Raw genomic sequence first — 17,273 nt, 5'->3', positions numbered from 1 at the left:
CACAACCTTTCAATTATACGAACGATTTTTATTCATGTTGACTCAATTAGCCCTTTTTCTCGTTGGACTCGCTCTACTTAGCTGGAGTGCAGACCGCTTTGTTTATGGCGCTTCGGCAATGGCCAAAAACTTTGGGATTTCCCCCATGGTCATCGGCATGACGATTGTTGCTATGGGGTCTTCTGCGCCAGAAATAATGGTATCGGCCACCGCCTCTATGGCTGGCAATCCCGATACCGCGGTAGGGAATGCCATCGGTTCCAATATCACCAATATCGGCCTTGTTCTGGGTCTCACTGCGTTATTTAAACCCTTAATGGTCAGTTCCGGTACCATTCGCCGAGAGATGCCTATCTTGTTAGTTGTCTCCCTTATTGCGGCTTGGTTCCTGGCGGACCTGACCTTGAGCTTGCCAGAAGGTATCGCTCTAATGGTGCTGTTTTTTGCCACTATCGGCGGGCTGACCTGGTTGTCGATTCAAGCTGATCGCAGGGATCCATACGGTACCGACACCGCTGAAGAAATCCCCTCAGATGTGCCAACTCATAAAGCGATACTTTGGGTAATAGTAGGCATGGTTTTTCTCCCAATCAGTGCCGATATCATGGTGGATTCTGCGGTCGTCATTGCCCGTCATTTCGGTATGAGCGAACTCATGATAGGCCTTACGATAATTGCCATCGGTACCAGTTTGCCAGAGCTTGCTGCCAGTATCGCGGGAGTATTGAAAGGCGAAGACGATATGGCTCTGGGAAACATTATCGGCTCTAACATATTTAACATTCTTGCTGTAATGGCCATGCCGGGGCTGATAGCGCCAGGGGTAATCGACGCCTTTGCCGCAAACCGCGACATTCATGTCATGTTAGGCTTTACCGTGTTACTCTTGCTATTCAGTTTTGGTTTGCGAGGAATTCGCAAAATCACTCGCTGGGAAGGGGCTGTGCTGGTATCCGGCTATGTCGGCTATCTCATGTTTTTGTTTTTTGCCTGAGTAAGGATCACGTATGAATGTTGAGCCAGATAAACTACTTGCCTCAGCGCGTCGCGTACTTGATATCGAACTGGAAGCCATAGCTAATTTAAAGCAGGCTTTTGATGAGCACTTTATTGCCGCTTGCCAAACCATGTTAGCTTGCAAGGGCAAGGTTGTCGTTACTGGCATGGGTAAATCGGGACATATCGCCAATAAAATAGCAGCCACCTTGGCCAGCACCGGAACGCCCGCATTTTTTATGCACCCTGGAGAGGCTGGTCACGGTGATTTGGGAATGCTGGGCGAGGACGATGTTTTGCTCGCCATATCTAATTCCGGCGAAACCAGCGAGGTTCTTTCCTTGCTACCCGTCGTCAAACGCTTAGGCATAGAAGTCATCGCTATGACCAGAAGCCCTGAATCTTCCATGGGCCGCTACGCGGATATCCATTTGTCTATCGCAGTGCCGCGTGAAGCCTGTTCCTTAGGTCTCGCCCCTACTTCCAGCACTAGCGTTACCTTGGTTCTTGGGGATGCACTCGCAGTTGCGCTGTTAGATGCAAAAAACTTCACCGCCGAAGAATTTGCCTTATCACACCCAAGCGGCTCATTGGGTAAAAAGTTACTATTGACCTTAAACGATATCATGCACTCTGGAGACCGAGTACCGCTTGTTTCAGAGGGGTGCAGCATTCGCGATGCGCTTGTCATTATTACCCAAAAGAGTTTAGGTCTCGCTGGCATTGTCGACCCAGAAGGAAAACTCGTCGGCATATTCACCGACGGTGATTTACGCCGTGTCATCGACGCCCACAAAGATGTGCATAACACCCTCATCAGTGAAGTCATGACCCGCAACTGTTTTACGGCCCATCGAGAAATGCTGGCCGCTGAAGCATTGAGTGAAATGGAACACCGCAATATTAGCAGCCTGATTGTGGTGGATGCCCACAACCGCCCTGTTGGTGCCTTAAATATGCTTGATTTGATCAAATCAGGACTCGTGTAATGAATACAGTAGATACGCCTTATGGCCAAATTGCAGAGGATACATTTAGGCTCTGCAAAAAAATAAAATTGCTGGCCTGTGATGTGGACGGCGTATTTAGCGACGGTCGAATCTACATGGGTAACAGTGGTGAGGAACTGAAAGCCTTTCACACTAAAGATGGTTACGGCTTAAAAGCGCTAATGGCCGCGGATATAGAAGTGGCTATTATCACAGGAAGAAAATCGAATATTGTTGCCCAACGTTTTACAGCACTTGGAGTGAAGCACATCATTCAAGGTGAAGAGCAAAAACAAACCGCTTTGCAAAATCTGCAACAACAATTAAGTATCCTCCCTGAAAATACTGCTAGTATTGGTGATGATCTTCCCGATACCGGCATGTTTGCCCTTTCCGCCCTTAAAGTGGCCCCAGCAGACGCCCACCCCTCAGTGATTGAGGTGAGTAATTATGTCACCCGAACAGCCGGTGGATTTGGTTGTGTGCGTGAACTTTGTGACCTGATCCTTTTAAGTCAGGACAAATTGAATGGCATTCAGGCAAGTAGTGTATGAGTAGAATTCATCTCAGCTTAGGGCTTTTATTTTTGGTGCTCATCACCATCTATTTCAATATGGTAGCCACGACTGATGCGCCGGAAGTGATTGATGAACGACCTGAAGCATGGGATCCCAACTATCAGGCCCGGAACATGAAAAGCACGCTCTACAACGAGTCGGGAAGTATCAATCACGAAGTATTCGCGGCATCTATGGAACATTACGAAATTCTCGGGTTTACCTTGTTTGAAGAGCCAGAATATACGATATATACCGACGAAACCGACTCACCATGGCAAATCATTGCTAAGGAAGGCACACTATACAGTGATCAACGAATTGAACTTGAGCAAAATGTGGTAATCAAAAGTCTCAACGAACAGGACTTTGTGCAAACCATAGAAACCAGTTTCGTTGAAATCGATTTAGAAAAAAACACAGCGAGATCAGACAATCCGGTGATAATTACGGGTCAGGATTTTGTCATAAAAAGCAACGGGCTTAGCGTCAATCTGTTAACCCGAAAATTGGAACTAAAAGAACATGTTGAAACCATTTATCAGCAGACTGTTGTTAATTAGTGGCGCTTGCCTACTATTCTCAACAACAGCGCTGGCAGGTAAGGAAGATTTTAAGCTTCCCATTAAAGTAGACTCCAAATCACAATTTGTTGACGGAAAGCGCAAAACCTCAGTGTTTAAAGAAGATGTGCGAGTTCGTCAGGGATCACTTTCCATCGATGCTGACGAGGTGCGAGTGAGTGCCGAGGATGGCAAGGGAAAGGAGATCTTTATCGCAATCGGTAAACCTGCGGTATATTCTCAAACCATGGACGATGGCAGTAAAATTACTGCAAAAGCCGAAGAAATACGTTACGTGGTTGAGTCGCGAACGTTGGAATTGAACGGTTCAGCAGAACTGCACCAAGACACCAGTATGGTGAGAGGCGAAAAAATCAGTTTTAATCTTGAAAAAGAACAGCTCATTGCCGGCGGTGATGAGTCAGATGGCCGGGTAACAACGGTGTTTCAAACTGACGATAAAAATTAAATACGCATAAACCGCAAAAGGAAACACTGATAGTGCCAACCTTATATGCTAACAATTTGGCAAAATCTTATAAAAGCCGACAGGTAGTGCGGGATGTAAGCATCCAGGTGAATACCGGACAAATAGTGGGCTTATTGGGTCCTAATGGCGCTGGAAAAACCACGACATTTTATATGATCGTAGGTCTGGTCACCTTAGATAAAGGTGAAGTATTCATAGACCAACACGAACTGACTTTACAGCCGATGCATGTCCGTGCCCGGCACGGTATTGGTTATTTGCCTCAAGAATCTTCGATTTTCAGAAAATTAAGCGTTTTCCAGAATCTCATGGCAATTTTGCAAATGCGCAAAGAACTGGATAACGAACAACGCGAAGAACTGGCAGACGAGCTGCTGGATGAATTTAACTTAAATCATATTCGCCATAACCTTGGCATGAGCCTGTCTGGTGGCGAGCGTCGCAGAGTGGAAATTGCCCGGGCACTAGCGGCCAACCCACAGTTTATTTTGCTGGACGAACCTTTCGCAGGCGTTGACCCTATCTCTGTTAATGATATAAAGAAGATTATTCACCATCTGCGAGACAGAGGAATTGGCGTTCTGATCACTGATCACAATGTGCGCGAAACCCTCGACGTATGTGAGCAAGCTTACATCGTCAGCCATGGGCAAGTTATCGCTGAGGGCGAACCGGAAACGGTTTTGGCCAATCAGCAAGTAAGAGATGTATACCTGGGTGAGCAATTCAGGCTATAGTTACTAAAACAATAACTCATAAGTGGATTGCGATAATTTCGCATTCTGGAGTCGGAAAAACCATTTTTAATGAAGCCGTCTTTACAACTAAAATTTAGTCAACAATTAACAATGACGCCGCAGTTGCAGCAAGCCATTCGCTTGTTGCAATTATCAACGCTGGATCTGCAACAGGAGATTCAAGACGCATTGGACGCCAACCCACTTCTGGAAGTGGATGAATCTACAGATGGCAACAGTGACGAGGCTTTAGAATTACTCAAAGAGCCAAAATCCAGTTCAGATCTAAACGGCGCAGACAGCGATAAAGAATTCAATGGCTCTGACGGTATTGATTCTAGCGACGCATTCGAAAAAAATGATTTGCCCGATGAGCTCCCCATCGACAGTACCTGGGACGAGTATTACAGCGCGTCTTCTGCACCAGCCCCTGCTGCCAGTGTTGGTTCCGATGATGAACAGGTTTACCAGGGAGAAACCAGCGAATCCATACAAGATCACTTGCTTTGGCAACTGCATCTGACACCTTTCAGTGAAACCGACCAAGCCATTGCATTGGCCATCATCGACTCCATTGATGAGAGCGGCTATCTCACCGTATCGGTTGAGGATATTCTGGAAAGTCTCAATGATGAAGAAATTGAGCTGGACGAAGTAGAATGTGTCAGAAAACGCATTCAGCACTTTGACCCTATGGGTTCTGGCTCCATCTCGCCGCAAGAGTGCTTGTTGGTGCAATTGGGGCAATTTCCCGCTGATACCCCTTGGTTGAAAGAGGCCAAATCACTGCTTTGCGATTATTCTGATTTGTTAATGGCCAAAGATTTTCGTACCCTTATTCGAAAATCGAAACTGCGGGAAGAGCAGTTAAAAGAAGTATTAAAACTGCTGCAAACCCTCAATCCTCATCCTGGTAGTACCCTCAATACCAAAGAGCCGGATTACGTTATTCCAGATGTTTCTGTCACTAAAAAATCCGGACGCTGGGTAGTGGAACTCAATCCCGAATCAGTACCTAAGTTGAATATCAATCAACAATACGCTGCGATGAGTAAAAACAGCCGCAGCAGTGCGGACGGTCAATTCATTCGCTCCCACATGCAAGAAGCCAAATGGTTTATCAAGAGCATAGAAAGTCGTAACGATACTTTGCTGAAAGTGGCCAATTGTATCGTGCAGCAACAACATGGCTTTTTTGAGCATGGACCGGAAATGATGAAGCCAATGGTACTAAACGATGTGGCAGAAATGGTAGACATGCACGAGTCCACGATTTCACGGGTAACCACTCAAAAATACATGCACACGCCAAGAGGTATTTTCGAACTCAAATATTTCTTTTCCAGTCATGTGGCAACGGAAAATGGTGGTGAGTGTTCTTCTACGGCAATTAGAGCACTTATCAAAAAGCTTGTGGCGGCAGAAAATCAGGCTAAACCACTAAGTGATAGCAAGATTGCGCAATTGCTTGCCGATCAGGGCATTATGGTAGCCCGGCGAACCATTGCGAAATACCGGGAATCGCTCTCGATTCCTCCATCTAACCAACGTAAGAGTCTAATATAGACTTCCCTACAAGAAGGACGACCAATTATGCAAATAAACTTATCAGGTCATCACGTCGAAATCACCGATTCTCTTCGCGATTATGTCGATACAAAATTTACCAAGCTTGAGCGACATTTTGATCACATAAACAATGTGTATGTCATCTTAAACGTTGAAAAACTCAACCAAAAAGCGGAAGCAACCCTGCATCTTGATGGAGGTGAAGTATTTGCCACGTCGGAGCATAAAGACATGTATGCTGCGATTGACTCACTGATTGACAAGCTAGACAGGCAAGTCATAAAACACAAAGAAAAACTCAAGAGTCATTAAGAGGCCTAAACAAGGATGGAAATCAAAGACATCCTCTCATTGGACTGCACGCGTTGTGCAGTCCCTGTTACCAGCAAAAAACGCGCACTCCAAATCATCAGCAACATTGCCAGCGAAAAACTAGATGCACTTAACGAAGAAGATGTGCTTGCCAGTTTATTATGCCGAGAAAAAATGGGCAGCACAGGTATTGGACAAGGTATCGCTATCCCGCACGGCCGAGTAGATGGTCTGAGTTCCCCTCTGGCTATTGTTATTACCTGCTCTCCTGGTATAGAATTTGACTCAATCGACAATCAGCTTGTCGACATTTTTTTTGCGATTCTTGTGCCTACTGAGCAAACCGACGGCCACCTTCAAACCTTGGCTCGTATCGCTCAAAAACTCAGTGATAAAGAGGTTATCAAGGTTATTCGCAATTGCCATTCAGACAACGCACTTTATGAAGCACTGGTATGAAACTAATTGTGATCAGCGGACGATCCGGATCCGGAAAGTCTGTGGTATTAAGGGCTTTGGAGGATTTGGGTTACTACTGTGTAGATAATCTTCCCGTCAGCATGCTGCCCACGCTAACTCATGCTGTAGTGAGTGAATACGATCAAATTGCCGTCAGTATTGATGTGCGTAACTTACCTAAAGATCCCGATTTATTGGCTGAAAACCTGGATTTTCTGCCCAATAAAACCGATTTAACTATCATTTATCTCGACGCCAGTGACGACATGCTGATCAAGCGCTACAGCGAAACTCGCCGTCTGCACCCACTTTCAAAAAACAAGATCTCCCTTGCAGATGCGATTGTTAAAGAGCGCGAACTGTTAACCCCAATATATGAACGTGCAGATTTGCACATCGACACTGATAAATTATCCATTCACCAGTTAGCAGAGCTTGTTAGAGAACGTATATTAGGAAAAAAATCCTCGCGACTGGTATTAGTTTTTGAATCCTTTGGTTTTAAAAATGGCGTCCCAAAAGACGCAGATTATGTTTTTGATGTGAGATTTTTACCCAATCCTCATTGGATACCTGAATTAAAACCCTACACGGGTCAAGATACCCCGGTGGCTCAGTACCTTACTTCACAACCCATTGTGAATAAGGTGATCGGGCAGATCCAAAACTTGATTGAAACCTGGTTGCCACATCTGGAACGCAATAACCGTAGCTATGTAACCGTTGCTATCGGTTGCACCGGTGGTCAGCATCGTTCCGTATTTCTGGCTGAAACACTATCTCGTTATTTTTCGGTAGCCCACCCTGACGTACAAACCCGACACAGAGAACTGGACACTTGAACCGTATCGAAAAAGAGCTGACTATCATTAATAAGCTGGGGCTACACGCACGAGCAGCCACTGAACTGGTAAAGCTTGCTACCTCATTTTCGGCCGAGATATTGGTGCAAAAAGACGGCAAAAGTGTATCTGCCAATAGTGTTCTGGGGCTGATGATGCTGGAGGGGTCTCAAAATAAGCAAGTCAAAGTAGTGTGCGAAGGTGAAGACGCTGAAGCGGCAATGGAAGCCATTGAGGCACTATTTTCAGCCCGATTTAATGAAGATGAATAACGATTTTGGCAGTACCTGAAAAATCTGACTGGTTAAATTCGAATATTATTTAATGCTGATATCTAATACGGTCTTATTACGTTAAACTATATTAATAAAAACAAATACCTGCCCTAATTAACAGGTAGTTCGAAGAATGCGCAGAGGAGTGTCGATAAGTGCCGCCAGCGACGCAATTATACTTCTTCTTTTCTGATTTGGTGAGTAACAACCCGCCTCAGGGTACCGCCAGTTCTGTGTATTCCTTCAAATCCTTCATCTCTAAATTGACTACGCAATATGGGTTTGCTCTCACACAGCCCCCCTTTTCCTCCAGGAGGAAAATATGAAAGAGCAGAGCAAAATAGAACAAGAGTACGTCACAACCCAGCTTGATGCCATTAACGAAGCGCTGAGCAATGGTCTATTTGTTCATGTGCGCAAAATGCTGCATAGCATTCCCCCGGCCGATGTTGCACTGCTTTTAGAATCGACCCCCGTACGCAATCGTTCCCTGCTATGGAAATTAATAGATACCGATTATCACGGTGATGTTCTGGAAGAACTCTCTGAGGATGTGCGGAACGGTATCATGCGGGAAATGGTGCCGGAAAAACTGGCCGATGCACTAGAAGATATGGATACCGATGACCTTGCAGAAATGCTGCACGGTCTGCCGGACAGAGTAGTTCAGGATGTTCTGGAATCCATGGACAGCATGGACAGAGCTCGTGCTGAACAGGCACTATCCTACGGCGAAGGCACCGCCGGGTTCATTATGAACACCGATACCATCACTTTGCGTCCTGAAGTGAGTGTTGAGGTCATATTGCGTTATTTGAGACTGAAACAGGAGTTGCCTGAAGATACCGACATGCTTTATGTCACCAATCGCTACGACAAGCTTATCGGCACAGTTTCACTCACCAGCCTCATTACTGCCGCTCCGGAGATCAGTGTTGAAGAAATCATGGAGGAAGAGCCGGAAGTCATTAAAGTAGACATGGATGAAACCGAAGTCGCCAAACTATTCGAGCGGCATAACTGGCTTTCCGCCCCCGTAGTAGATGCCAACAACCAATTGGTTGGCCGTATTACCATTGATGACGTGGTGGATATTATCCGTGAAGAAGCGGAACACTCCATGATGAGTATGGCGGGTTTGGAAGATGAAGAGGATACCTTTGCGCCCGTTTTAAAAAGTACACAACGTCGCTCAATCTGGTTAGGGGTTAACTTGTTTACAGCTTTAATGGCTGCCATGGTGAGTGATTTATTTGAAGCCACCTTGAGCCAACTAGCGGTACTGGCCATTTTAAATACCATAGTGCCAAGCATGGGTGGTGTGGCAGGTAACCAAACCTTAACCTTGGTTATTCGCGGTATGGCATTGGGCCATGTCAGTGCCTCAAACTCTCGTTGGCTGATCAGTAAAGAACTGGCGATTGGATTTCTCAATGGTGTGATATGGGCAGTATTAATCGCCTCCGTTGTTGCATTGTGGAAACAGGATTACATGCTGGGCCTGGTTATCGCCTTTGCCATGCTAGTCAACATGATTGCCGCCGGCCTTTCCGGTGTTATTTTGCCCATCGTCATGAAAAGACTGAAAATTGATCCCGCACTCGCTGGTAGTGTTATTCTCACCACCATTACCGACGTTGTCGGTATTTTCGCCTTTCTGGGCACAGCAACCTGGCTGCTATTGTAGGTTAGAGTTTAAACTTCAGAATATCCTTTGTAGGTCCGAGTTTACTCGGACAGTAGTGATAAATTGATAGGACGTTGTCGAATTAAAGTCTTTAGAATCCCCATATCTATTTTGACTTCAATGTAGCATGACAGACGCCATCCATGGCTTTTCTGAACCAAATCCCTTTGGTCCACATACCATTTGTGAAATACATCCTTGTATTTCCCTGAAGACAGCTAAAGCTGTCCAAATTCATTCCCGATGAATTTGTCTTTTTGCTAAAAAGAAACCGTATGCGAAAGAAAAACGCTCCCCGCATTACGCTTAGTCCAATGAAAAACTGCAAGTTTCCGTCGTCACGATGCGCGTCCATGCTTAGGCGTGACTTGATTTTCATCCCTGAAAATCACCGGAAACTTGCTTAACGTTTTTCAATGGCGCTTCATGAGGGGAAATGGGGTGGTTTATTTACTTTGATGTGAAACGACAACATTAGACTTCGTTAGCACACTTATCCTAATCATCTTAACTTATTTGTAAAATACTCTACTCGATAACCCTATGAATTTGTTAATATAAATACAATTTTAGAGGACAGGAAACTGGCAAACTTTCAAATAACTGTAGGGCTTCTGGACTAAAGTTCGACCCACAGAAAAATTTCAAATCAAAACGTGCTAACTCATAATTTTTAAATCAGAAATATCCTGGATTCCGCTTAGGTCTTGTAAGCAGTTTTAATCAACGGACCTAAATCATGAAACAATTACTAGCAACACTTTTTACCCTGATACTCAGCTTTAACGTCTTTGCAGGTATCGATACCCAAACCGATGAAAACGGTGTTATTTTAGCGGGGCATGACGCCGTAGCTTATTTTACTGAAAACAAACCTGTCCTCGGTACGGCGGAAATTACTGCAATCTACCAAGACGCGATTTATCGTTTCAGCTCAATACAAAACCGCGATCTGTTCAACGCTAACCCAGCAAAGTATGCCCCAGCCTACGGCGGCTACTGCTCAACCGGAACCAGCTTTGGTAAAAAGTTTGAAGTTAATGGCAAAGCTTTCAAAATCGTCGATGGTCAACTGTATGTCAATAAAGATGAAACGGTACATGAATATTGGCTCAAAGACATAGCAGGCAATATTGTCAAAGCCGATGATTATTGGCCAGAAATCAAAGATGTTCCAGCAGGCGATCTTTAATTGCAATCAGTTAAAACTGTTAGTTATCACTTTGCTCGAAAAGCCCAATACATTGGAATTTGAATGTTGTTTTGCCGGAGCGCCGGCAGCGCCTCAAGGAATGCTGCCTGCGGCACTCCTTGAGAATCCTCCGCAGCCCTTAACACGCAAAGCGTAATCTTCGCATTCAGCACAACAATGACCATCAATGACAGTATATCCCTATACTGGCATTGACTGAGGTATCGTCCCTGATACCTCTCATCGTTGTGTGATCTGAATACTTAGCTTACTGCGTGTAAAGGGAACCCCGAACGGTGCTTCGAACTGAGCGTTGTGCAAACTTTCAAAATCACCTTTTTTTGCTATTAACTCAAAGCAAAATCATCTTGGGGGCTGCTGAAATAGTCAATAATCGAATTCATTCATTGCCAGTTCGAATAAACTATTGTCCTTCATGGTATTACTCATCAGCATTGCGCCTTCCAGGAGCGCCAGCAATTTTACAGCTTCCTGCTTCGCTGTTGCCTCATCTAACTGAGAGAAAATCATAAATGCTTGGCTTAACCAGCGAATATTGCGCTCGAAGAATAACTGTGTTTCACGCTGTACCTTCTCTGGCAGTCCAGCGCTTTCGGCACCAAATAAACCGCATAAACACATTTGCTGGTCAACGTTTAGTGCGTTGCGAAATGCTGCTATAAAGCGCATTACAGGATTACCGTCCGAGCTATCAGGCTCTCCTAAAGCAGCTATGAACTTATCTGTATATGACGCCGCCAGCTCTGCTCCCAAGTCCGCCTTGGTGGCAAAGTGATAGTGCACACTGGCGCTTTTAATTCCGGCTTCATTGGCAAGTTCTCGAAAACTAAAATTGTTATACCCGCCCTTACGTACCTTTTCTTCCGCAAGTTTTAGCAGTTGCTGTTTTTTGTTCATAACAAGTCTGACTAATTTTTCTCTGAGATCAGTGACTTAATTATCTATCAGTAGATAGGTATTGACAAGCATGAATTTCAGACACAAACTAAACCTACCTACCGGTAGGTAGATTTATTTTAAGAGTTTGAATTGTTCTAAAACGAAAATCGGAGAAAATGATGGCTGAACAAATTGCATTAATCGTGGGTGGCTCTGCAGGTATGGGCAAAGCAACGGCGCAACAACTTTTAGCTGATGGGCAAGACGTGCTTCTGTTAGCAAGAAATGCTAGCCAGTTGGCGGAAGTCAAAGCCGAACTTGAAGCCGAGTTCAGTGCCAAAGTGAATACTGTGAGTGTTGATCTTTATGACTTTGACCAGGTACAAAGCTTTATTGCAGCTATAGAAAACGACTCCCGTCACATTAATAAATTAGTGAATGCGGCGGGATTCTTTAAGCCCGTTTCTTTTATTGAGTCCAGTACTGACGATTACAATACTCAGATGGACATTAACAAAGCGTTCTATTTTATAACCCAGGCGGTGGTTAAGAATATGAAAAAACACGGCGGTGGTAGCATAGTAAATATCGGATCGATGTGGGCACACCAGGCTGTAAAAGCCACACCTTCTTCAGCTTACTCTATGCAAAAAGCAGGTTTGCACTCCCTGACTCAACACCTGGCCATGGAACTCGCTGAGTATAATATTCGAGCGAACGCAGTCGCGCCTGCAGTAGTGCTTTCAACTATCTACAAATCTTTCATTGAAGAAAGTGAGATCGAGTCAGCGCTACAAGGTTTCAACGAATTTCACCCTATTGGCCGTATTGGTCGAGCAGAAGATGTAGCCAACGCAGTAAGCTACCTGTTGTCAGAAAAAGCATCGTGGGTAACAGGCACTATATTAGATGTGGACGGCGGTGTAATGGCGGGACGCAATTGATCCAACCAAAGTCAATCTACCTAATCTAAAAGATTGGAGTAATCGGGAACGGGAATAATCTGCTGCCTTTCCCATCTATGCGAATTAAATGCGGGGAAACACAATGTTAGACAAATATTGGCGGGATCTTTACCAACAAAGTCAATCGGTAAAACTCCCAGAGGCTGCCGTTGCACCAGTGAAAATGAATCATCTGCTCACCGAGGATGCCCGTGTAGATGTCAGTCAATCGAACTGGTTGCCATCCCCCGCAAAGGGTGTAAAACGCTTGATGTTAGAGCGCGATGGAGGCGAACAAACCACCCGAGCCACCAGTATTGTTGCCTACGACCCCAACAGCCATTTCGCGGCCCACACTCATCCGCTAGGAGAAGAGTTCCTGGTATTGAGTGGTACCTTTTCTGACGAACATGGTGATTATCCGGCAGGCACCTATGTGCGCAACCCACCCGGCTCGTCACACGCCCCAAAAAGCGTTGATGGCTGTATGATTTGGGTAAAGCTGCAACAGTTTCAGCCTGACGACAAAAAAGCCGTGATCTGTTCACTGTCTGACAATATCGAAGAGCAGAAGCCACTAGATATCGGCTTGCAAGGCCAAATCCTGTTTAACGACTATGAGCAAGTTAGTTATGTGACAGTTGCCGAGGAGCAAATAATCAGCCCTCCGGCAACAATACAGGGGATCGAGATATTGATTTTAGCTGGCGGAGTGGTCATCAATACGCATAGTCATACAACTGGCGATTGGCTTCGCATTGCCAACAATGAAACTCCCGAAATCAGGCTTAAGGCAAATAGTGCAATTCTACTAAAAACCGGGCACCTGGGATGATTGACAACCTGATCATCGGCGGCGGACTTGCAGGCCTGTATTGTGCGTTGCGCCTGCAGCAAAGGGGGGATCGCTTTTTATTGCTTGAAGCGAGTGCCCAACCTGGTGGAAGAATACAGTCAGCTTCTAAAAATTGTGCGATAGATGCCGGTCCCACCTGGTTTTGGCCCCATCAGGCTAAGATGCAATTTTTGACTAAAGAGCTACAAGTTGAGGTATTCGAACAATACATTGATGGCGACACTCTATTCCAGCCTACGGAAGCCTATGCCCCGATGCAAAAAATAGAATATCAGCAAGGGTCAAGTTATCGGATTAAAGGCGGCATGAAACAAATAGTAAATGCTCTCAAAGCTCAATTACCGATGCAAAAACTGCGCTTTAGCAGCCCGGTAAAAGCGCTGGAAAAAATCGATAATGGCTGGCGCGCAGCAATGAGCAACGGAGACTCAGTTGAATCTCGAAGACTATTTTTGGCATTGCCTCCGCGTATGATCACAACTCATCTGACACCAGAAAAGTGGTTATCTGATAATGCCGTACAGTATTTGCAGCAACAGCAAACCTGGATGTCAGCACAAGCAAAGTACATAGCCACCTTTGAGACCCCATTCTGGCGAGAACAAGGATTTTCCGGCTTTGCCATCAGTCATAGAGGACCTCTGGTAGAGGTGCATGATGCGGTTATGCCGGACCAAAGTGCCGCCCTTTTTGGTTTTGTGGGTATTCCAGCACAACAACGCAAAGGAATAGCGTCAGAACAATTAAAAGCAGCTTGCCGGGCACAACTACTCAGTATTTATGGAAAACAGGCTATCCCTACATCCGAATATTTGATGGACTGGAGCAACAATCCCTATATTTGCAGCAGAGCTGATAAGAACGAACCTCCGCAACATAGTCACGTCAATCTGCAGCAACTTTATCAAAATGAAACGCTGTCGAACCTGTATTTCATCGGCTCGGAGTTTAGCCAGACTGAACCTGGATATCTGGAGGGCGCCCTGGACGCGGTGGATAGCGCCCTGGCATCAATGGCTACAAGCTAGCAACCAACATTAATCAATATCACTGTCTTGTGAAGCCATCCAGTCTTTCAGTTTCTGCAGATCGTGCTCGTAAGCCTGTTGCAACTCATCCACCCAGTCGTAGACGTTTTGCCACCAAGCTGGATGGTCCCCTTGTTGGATCTTATTCGCTACTTTTTGCACCGCGGCCAATCCTACAGACCCCGCAGCCCCTTTAATTTTATGGGCATGACCACAGACTTCTGATTTTTCTTTGGCGCTTAAACTCAATTGCAGTAATTCCAGGTAGTTGGGCATCATCTGTTCAAATACCGTCAAACTATTTTGCATCATATCGATACCAATGGTATCCAAAAGCATTTCCAGCAATTCCATATCCAATGCGGCATGTAATTGTTTATCGGGTGTTAACCCAGGTTCGGGCAACGCTGCTTTTTTGGGCTGCGGATCGCTTTCAGCAAACAGCTTATTAAACACCTCGATCACTCGACTTTTCTTAATGGGTTTGGCAATGACATCGTCCATACCGTGATCCAGGTATTCCTGACGAGTTTTGATGACATTAGCGGTTAGTGCCACAACTCGCGTATTTTTAATTAAGCCCTCTTCACACAGTATTGAACAAACTTCAAAGCCGTTCATATCCGGTAACTGAATATCCAGCAAGATGAGATCATAATGATGGTTACGCACCTGCTCCAGGGCATCCTCTCCAGTCATGGCCACTGATACTTTTTGGCCGAGTTTTTCCAGCAAAGCTTTAGCCACCATTACATTGAGCTGAATGTCTTCCACCAACAAAATATCCAAAGAGCCCGACATCAGTTGCTGGGTGCGAATACCTTGAGAACTCACCTCCATTGGGATTTCAACGGTAAAACTGGTGCCCTCACCCAGTACACTATTAACCGAAATATGGCCCTTCATCATGGATACCATTTGCTGGCATATCGCAAGGCCAATGCCGGTTCCAGTGGCACTCTTGTGATTGGGGTGGTCTACCTGATAATACATGGCGAAGATTTTTTCTAATTCCTCTTCCGGGATCCCCACCCCGGTATCGGTGATTTTAAAAGTCACCAGAGAAACGCCATCTTCAGGCATCGTCGCTTCAATGGTCAGACCGACATGCCCCTGCTGAGTAAACTTGACGGCATTAAACAGTAAGTTCCATAAAATCTGACGTAAACGGGTGCCGTCAGCTTCCAGAAAAGGGGGAATTGGTTCAATCAGATGGGTTTTGTACACCAGGCCTTTGTCAGCGGCCAGTAACTCAATGATGCTACCCAGCTCCTGAGAGAATTCCTTCAGGTTAACGGTCTTAAGCTGCAATTCGAGACGATCTCGCTCGATTTTATCCAGGTCAATAATGTCATTGAAGATATTGCCCAGAGTAATGGCACTGGCATAAATGGTGCTGACCCAATTGAATTGCTCTTTGTTTAACTGGGTATCGCGTAACATGCGACTCAAGCCCACAATACCGTTGAGCGGTGTACGCAGTTCGTGGCTAATAGTGGCAATAAATGCGGTTTTGTCTTTACTGGCTTTTTTAACCGCATCAGCGGCTTGTTTGCGTTCGGTAATATCACGCCCAAAAGCTAGCAACCCCAAACGATTACCCTTAGGATCAAAAAACGGCACTTTGCGCATTTCGTAGTAACGGCGACGACCATCAGCAAAGCGTAGCCACAGTTCTTCTGTAATGCTGGCATTACTTTCAAGTACTTCGTTATCGCTCATCACCACCTGGCGCGCTAATTCTTCGTCGTAAACCTGGTGTGGCGTCAGCCCCATGAGCTCTTCTTCAGTTTTACCTGTCATTTGCTCGGCAACGCGGTTACAACCAGCAAACTTACCTTCTTCATTGCGGTAATAGATAAGGTCCGGAGAGGCATCAATGATAGAGCGCAGCAAAATTGAATAGCGCAGCGCCTGCTCTTCTTTTTCCGTGCGGTTGTGCATTTGGTTTTCTAATTCTGCAAAGACCTTTTCTCTGTCCAGTTGAACTTGCTGGCGCGCTTCGATTTCACTATTGAGACGATTAATATTGTCCTGTAGTTCTTGATGCAGCAGCACATCCGCTGCTCGCATCCGCTCCATTTCAGCAACTGCAACCTGCATCTGTTGTCGCGATTTCTCCAACTGTTTCACTAACGCGCTGAAAACCAAAAACACCATAGGCGCCAACGTGCAGGTTAGTACAATAGCGGTGATTAAATCTTCCAGTTCAATGTGCGCACCTATCGCATAACGAATAATCAAAGAGCCAATACAGGTGACCAGTAAACTAATAACAAAAAGTACCAACGCACTCTTGGTGGCACCACAATGGGATATCCAGCGGGCAGCTTTTTCTGCCCAGCCATCTATTTTCTCAGGTTTGCTTTGCTCAGATTGACTGGATTGTTGCTGCTGTTTTAGTGCCATTAAACAAATCACTCTATTTTTTGGGGCATCCTAACAAGGATTGCATGCCGCCGCCACGATGCAAAAAAGCACCATTATTGTTTATTCAAATAATAAACATAAATATTCTAAACTATTCTGAATAAGAATTACTGGCAAGATAAGATATTCGTTACTTTTTAAACCAGTGAAACAAAACATTTATCCTAGTTTTGATAGCCCTTTTGCAACATTTGATCACATAAGAACTATCCAGACTGAAAAAACAGGATTTTTATCCCACTTTCCGCCATGTAATTTTATTACAGGAATTGATTTATTTTTGTAATCCAGTTATTTTGACCAGCCCGCTTGAAAATAATTTGCATAAAGATTCGAGCCAGACTGGATTACCCCAAAAACGACAAATATAAGAACACGGAAGTCGGACAAAAGAAAGAAACCCAACACAGCGTTGGGTTATAGAACAGTTACCCTGCCCAGTCTTAG

Annotated in this window: 18 protein-coding genes; 16 read left to right on the top strand and 2 right to left on the bottom strand. The window is 45.1% G+C overall.

Annotated elements, in window-relative coordinates:
* Positions 1-34 precede the first annotated feature (34 nt).
* From ACXAGP_RS19860 to ACXAGP_RS19800, 13 genes are all read left to right on the top strand, one after another.
* Entirely contained in the window at positions 35-994 is a 960-nt protein-coding gene (locus ACXAGP_RS19860) for a calcium/sodium antiporter (RefSeq protein WP_475263402.1), read from the top strand.
* A gap of 13 nt (positions 995-1,007) precedes the next feature.
* A complete protein-coding gene (locus tag ACXAGP_RS19855) occupies positions 1,008-1,985 on the top strand; it encodes a KpsF/GutQ family sugar-phosphate isomerase (RefSeq protein WP_475263401.1) in 978 nt (325 codons plus the stop codon).
* Positions 1,985-2,539 (top strand): 3-deoxy-manno-octulosonate-8-phosphatase KdsC, encoded by a 555-nt coding sequence (gene kdsC, locus ACXAGP_RS19850; RefSeq protein ID WP_475263400.1) that lies wholly within the window; start codon positions 1,985-1,987, stop codon positions 2,537-2,539. The genes ACXAGP_RS19855 and kdsC overlap by 1 nt, the downstream gene beginning before the upstream one ends.
* Entirely contained in the window at positions 2,536-3,105 is a 570-nt protein-coding gene (lptC, locus tag ACXAGP_RS19845) for an LPS export ABC transporter periplasmic protein LptC (protein ID WP_475263399.1), read from the top strand. Before kdsC ends, lptC begins: the two co-directional genes overlap by 4 nt.
* Positions 3,068-3,574: a lipopolysaccharide transport periplasmic protein LptA gene (gene lptA / locus ACXAGP_RS19840; RefSeq protein WP_475263398.1), complete on the top strand. Its 507-nt coding sequence runs from the start codon at positions 3,068-3,070 to the stop codon at positions 3,572-3,574. Before lptC ends, lptA begins: the two co-directional genes overlap by 38 nt.
* 32 nt (positions 3,575-3,606) lie before the next feature.
* Positions 3,607-4,332, top strand: a complete 726-nt coding sequence (gene lptB / locus ACXAGP_RS19835) for an LPS export ABC transporter ATP-binding protein (RefSeq protein WP_475263397.1) — start codon at positions 3,607-3,609, stop codon at positions 4,330-4,332.
* A 69-nt stretch (positions 4,333-4,401) separates the two neighbouring features.
* Positions 4,402-5,898 (top strand): RNA polymerase factor sigma-54, encoded by a 1,497-nt coding sequence (locus tag ACXAGP_RS19830; protein ID WP_475263395.1) that lies wholly within the window; start codon positions 4,402-4,404, stop codon positions 5,896-5,898.
* 27 nt (positions 5,899-5,925) lie between these two features.
* On the top strand, positions 5,926-6,213 hold the full coding sequence (hpf, locus tag ACXAGP_RS19825) for a ribosome hibernation promoting factor (protein ID WP_338291162.1): 288 nt from the start codon (positions 5,926-5,928) through the stop codon (positions 6,211-6,213).
* Positions 6,214-6,228: 15 nt separating this feature from the next.
* A complete protein-coding gene (gene ptsN, locus ACXAGP_RS19820; protein WP_475263393.1) occupies positions 6,229-6,672 on the top strand; it encodes a PTS IIA-like nitrogen regulatory protein PtsN in 444 nt (147 codons plus the stop codon).
* A complete protein-coding gene (gene rapZ / locus ACXAGP_RS19815; RefSeq protein ID WP_475263392.1) occupies positions 6,669-7,514 on the top strand; it encodes an RNase adapter RapZ in 846 nt (281 codons plus the stop codon). The genes ptsN and rapZ overlap by 4 nt, the downstream gene beginning before the upstream one ends.
* On the top strand, positions 7,511-7,786 hold the full coding sequence (locus ACXAGP_RS19810; protein WP_475263391.1) for an HPr family phosphocarrier protein: 276 nt from the start codon (positions 7,511-7,513) through the stop codon (positions 7,784-7,786). Before rapZ ends, ACXAGP_RS19810 begins: the two co-directional genes overlap by 4 nt.
* A gap of 325 nt (positions 7,787-8,111) precedes the next feature.
* Positions 8,112-9,476, top strand: coding sequence for a magnesium transporter (gene mgtE, locus ACXAGP_RS19805; protein ID WP_475263390.1), 1,365 nt, complete (start codon positions 8,112-8,114; stop codon positions 9,474-9,476).
* A 739-nt stretch (positions 9,477-10,215) separates the two neighbouring features.
* Positions 10,216-10,668 carry a YHS domain-containing (seleno)protein gene (locus ACXAGP_RS19800; protein WP_475263389.1) on the top strand — a complete coding sequence of 151 codons (453 nt, stop codon included), beginning with the start codon at positions 10,216-10,218 and terminating at the stop codon, positions 10,666-10,668.
* A 387-nt stretch (positions 10,669-11,055) separates the two neighbouring features.
* Here the strand turns inward: ACXAGP_RS19800 and ACXAGP_RS19795 are convergent, their stop codons facing one another.
* Positions 11,056-11,586 (bottom strand): TetR/AcrR family transcriptional regulator, encoded by a 531-nt coding sequence (locus ACXAGP_RS19795; RefSeq protein WP_475263388.1) that lies wholly within the window; start codon positions 11,584-11,586, stop codon positions 11,056-11,058.
* Between the two features lie 161 nt (positions 11,587-11,747).
* On the opposite strand from ACXAGP_RS19795, the gene ACXAGP_RS19790 reads away from it, so the two are divergent.
* From ACXAGP_RS19790 to ACXAGP_RS19780, 3 genes are all read left to right on the top strand, one after another.
* Positions 11,748-12,512, top strand: a complete 765-nt coding sequence (locus ACXAGP_RS19790) for an SDR family NAD(P)-dependent oxidoreductase (protein WP_475263428.1) — start codon at positions 11,748-11,750, stop codon at positions 12,510-12,512.
* Positions 12,513-12,615: 103 nt separating this feature from the next.
* The gene (locus ACXAGP_RS19785; protein WP_475263387.1) at positions 12,616-13,347 is read left to right on the top strand and encodes a cupin domain-containing protein; all 732 of its coding nucleotides are present in this window, start codon (positions 12,616-12,618) and stop codon (positions 13,345-13,347) included.
* The gene (locus ACXAGP_RS19780) at positions 13,344-14,396 is read left to right on the top strand and encodes a flavin monoamine oxidase family protein (RefSeq protein WP_475263385.1); all 1,053 of its coding nucleotides are present in this window, start codon (positions 13,344-13,346) and stop codon (positions 14,394-14,396) included. Before ACXAGP_RS19785 ends, ACXAGP_RS19780 begins: the two co-directional genes overlap by 4 nt.
* A gap of 9 nt (positions 14,397-14,405) precedes the next feature.
* Here ACXAGP_RS19780 and arcB read toward each other — a convergent pair whose 3' ends face one another.
* Positions 14,406-16,805, bottom strand: a complete 2,400-nt coding sequence (gene arcB / locus ACXAGP_RS19775) for an aerobic respiration two-component sensor histidine kinase ArcB (protein ID WP_475263384.1) — start codon at positions 16,803-16,805, stop codon at positions 14,406-14,408.
* Positions 16,806-17,273: the final 468 nt, after the last annotated feature.

This window comes from Planctobacterium sp. AWM4_229, from assembly GCF_056160305.1.
The sequence above is the reverse complement of the archived record's forward strand: the minus strand, read 5'-3'. Positions and strand labels throughout refer to the sequence as shown.

What these genes read in the sequence shown, in the direction of transcription:
- ACXAGP_RS19860 (WP_475263402.1), top strand. Translation starts at nt 35, where the DNA reads ATGTTGACTCAATTAGCCCTTTTTCTCGTTGGACTCGCTCTACTTAGC.
- ACXAGP_RS19855 (WP_475263401.1), top strand. Translation starts at nt 1,008, where the DNA reads ATGAATGTTGAGCCAGATAAACTACTTGCCTCAGCGCGTCGCGTACTT.
- kdsC (WP_475263400.1), top strand. Translation starts at nt 1,985, where the DNA reads ATGAATACAGTAGATACGCCTTATGGCCAAATTGCAGAGGATACATTT.
- lptC (WP_475263399.1), top strand. Translation starts at nt 2,536, where the DNA reads ATGAGTAGAATTCATCTCAGCTTAGGGCTTTTATTTTTGGTGCTCATC.
- lptA (WP_475263398.1), top strand. Translation starts at nt 3,068, where the DNA reads ATGTTGAAACCATTTATCAGCAGACTGTTGTTAATTAGTGGCGCTTGC.
- ACXAGP_RS19830 (WP_475263395.1), top strand. Translation starts at nt 4,402, where the DNA reads ATGAAGCCGTCTTTACAACTAAAATTTAGTCAACAATTAACAATGACG.
- hpf (WP_338291162.1), top strand. Translation starts at nt 5,926, where the DNA reads ATGCAAATAAACTTATCAGGTCATCACGTCGAAATCACCGATTCTCTT.
- ptsN (WP_475263393.1), top strand. Translation starts at nt 6,229, where the DNA reads ATGGAAATCAAAGACATCCTCTCATTGGACTGCACGCGTTGTGCAGTC.
- rapZ (WP_475263392.1), top strand. Translation starts at nt 6,669, where the DNA reads ATGAAACTAATTGTGATCAGCGGACGATCCGGATCCGGAAAGTCTGTG.
- mgtE (WP_475263390.1), top strand. Translation starts at nt 8,112, where the DNA reads ATGAAAGAGCAGAGCAAAATAGAACAAGAGTACGTCACAACCCAGCTT.
- ACXAGP_RS19800 (WP_475263389.1), top strand. Translation starts at nt 10,216, where the DNA reads ATGAAACAATTACTAGCAACACTTTTTACCCTGATACTCAGCTTTAAC.
- ACXAGP_RS19795 (WP_475263388.1), bottom strand. Translation starts at nt 11,586, where the DNA reads ATGAACAAAAAACAGCAACTGCTAAAACTTGCGGAAGAAAAGGTACGT.
- ACXAGP_RS19790 (WP_475263428.1), top strand. Translation starts at nt 11,748, where the DNA reads ATGGCTGAACAAATTGCATTAATCGTGGGTGGCTCTGCAGGTATGGGC.
- ACXAGP_RS19785 (WP_475263387.1), top strand. Translation starts at nt 12,616, where the DNA reads ATGTTAGACAAATATTGGCGGGATCTTTACCAACAAAGTCAATCGGTA.
- ACXAGP_RS19780 (WP_475263385.1), top strand. Translation starts at nt 13,344, where the DNA reads ATGATTGACAACCTGATCATCGGCGGCGGACTTGCAGGCCTGTATTGT.
- arcB (WP_475263384.1), bottom strand. Translation starts at nt 16,805, where the DNA reads ATGGCACTAAAACAGCAGCAACAATCCAGTCAATCTGAGCAAAGCAAA.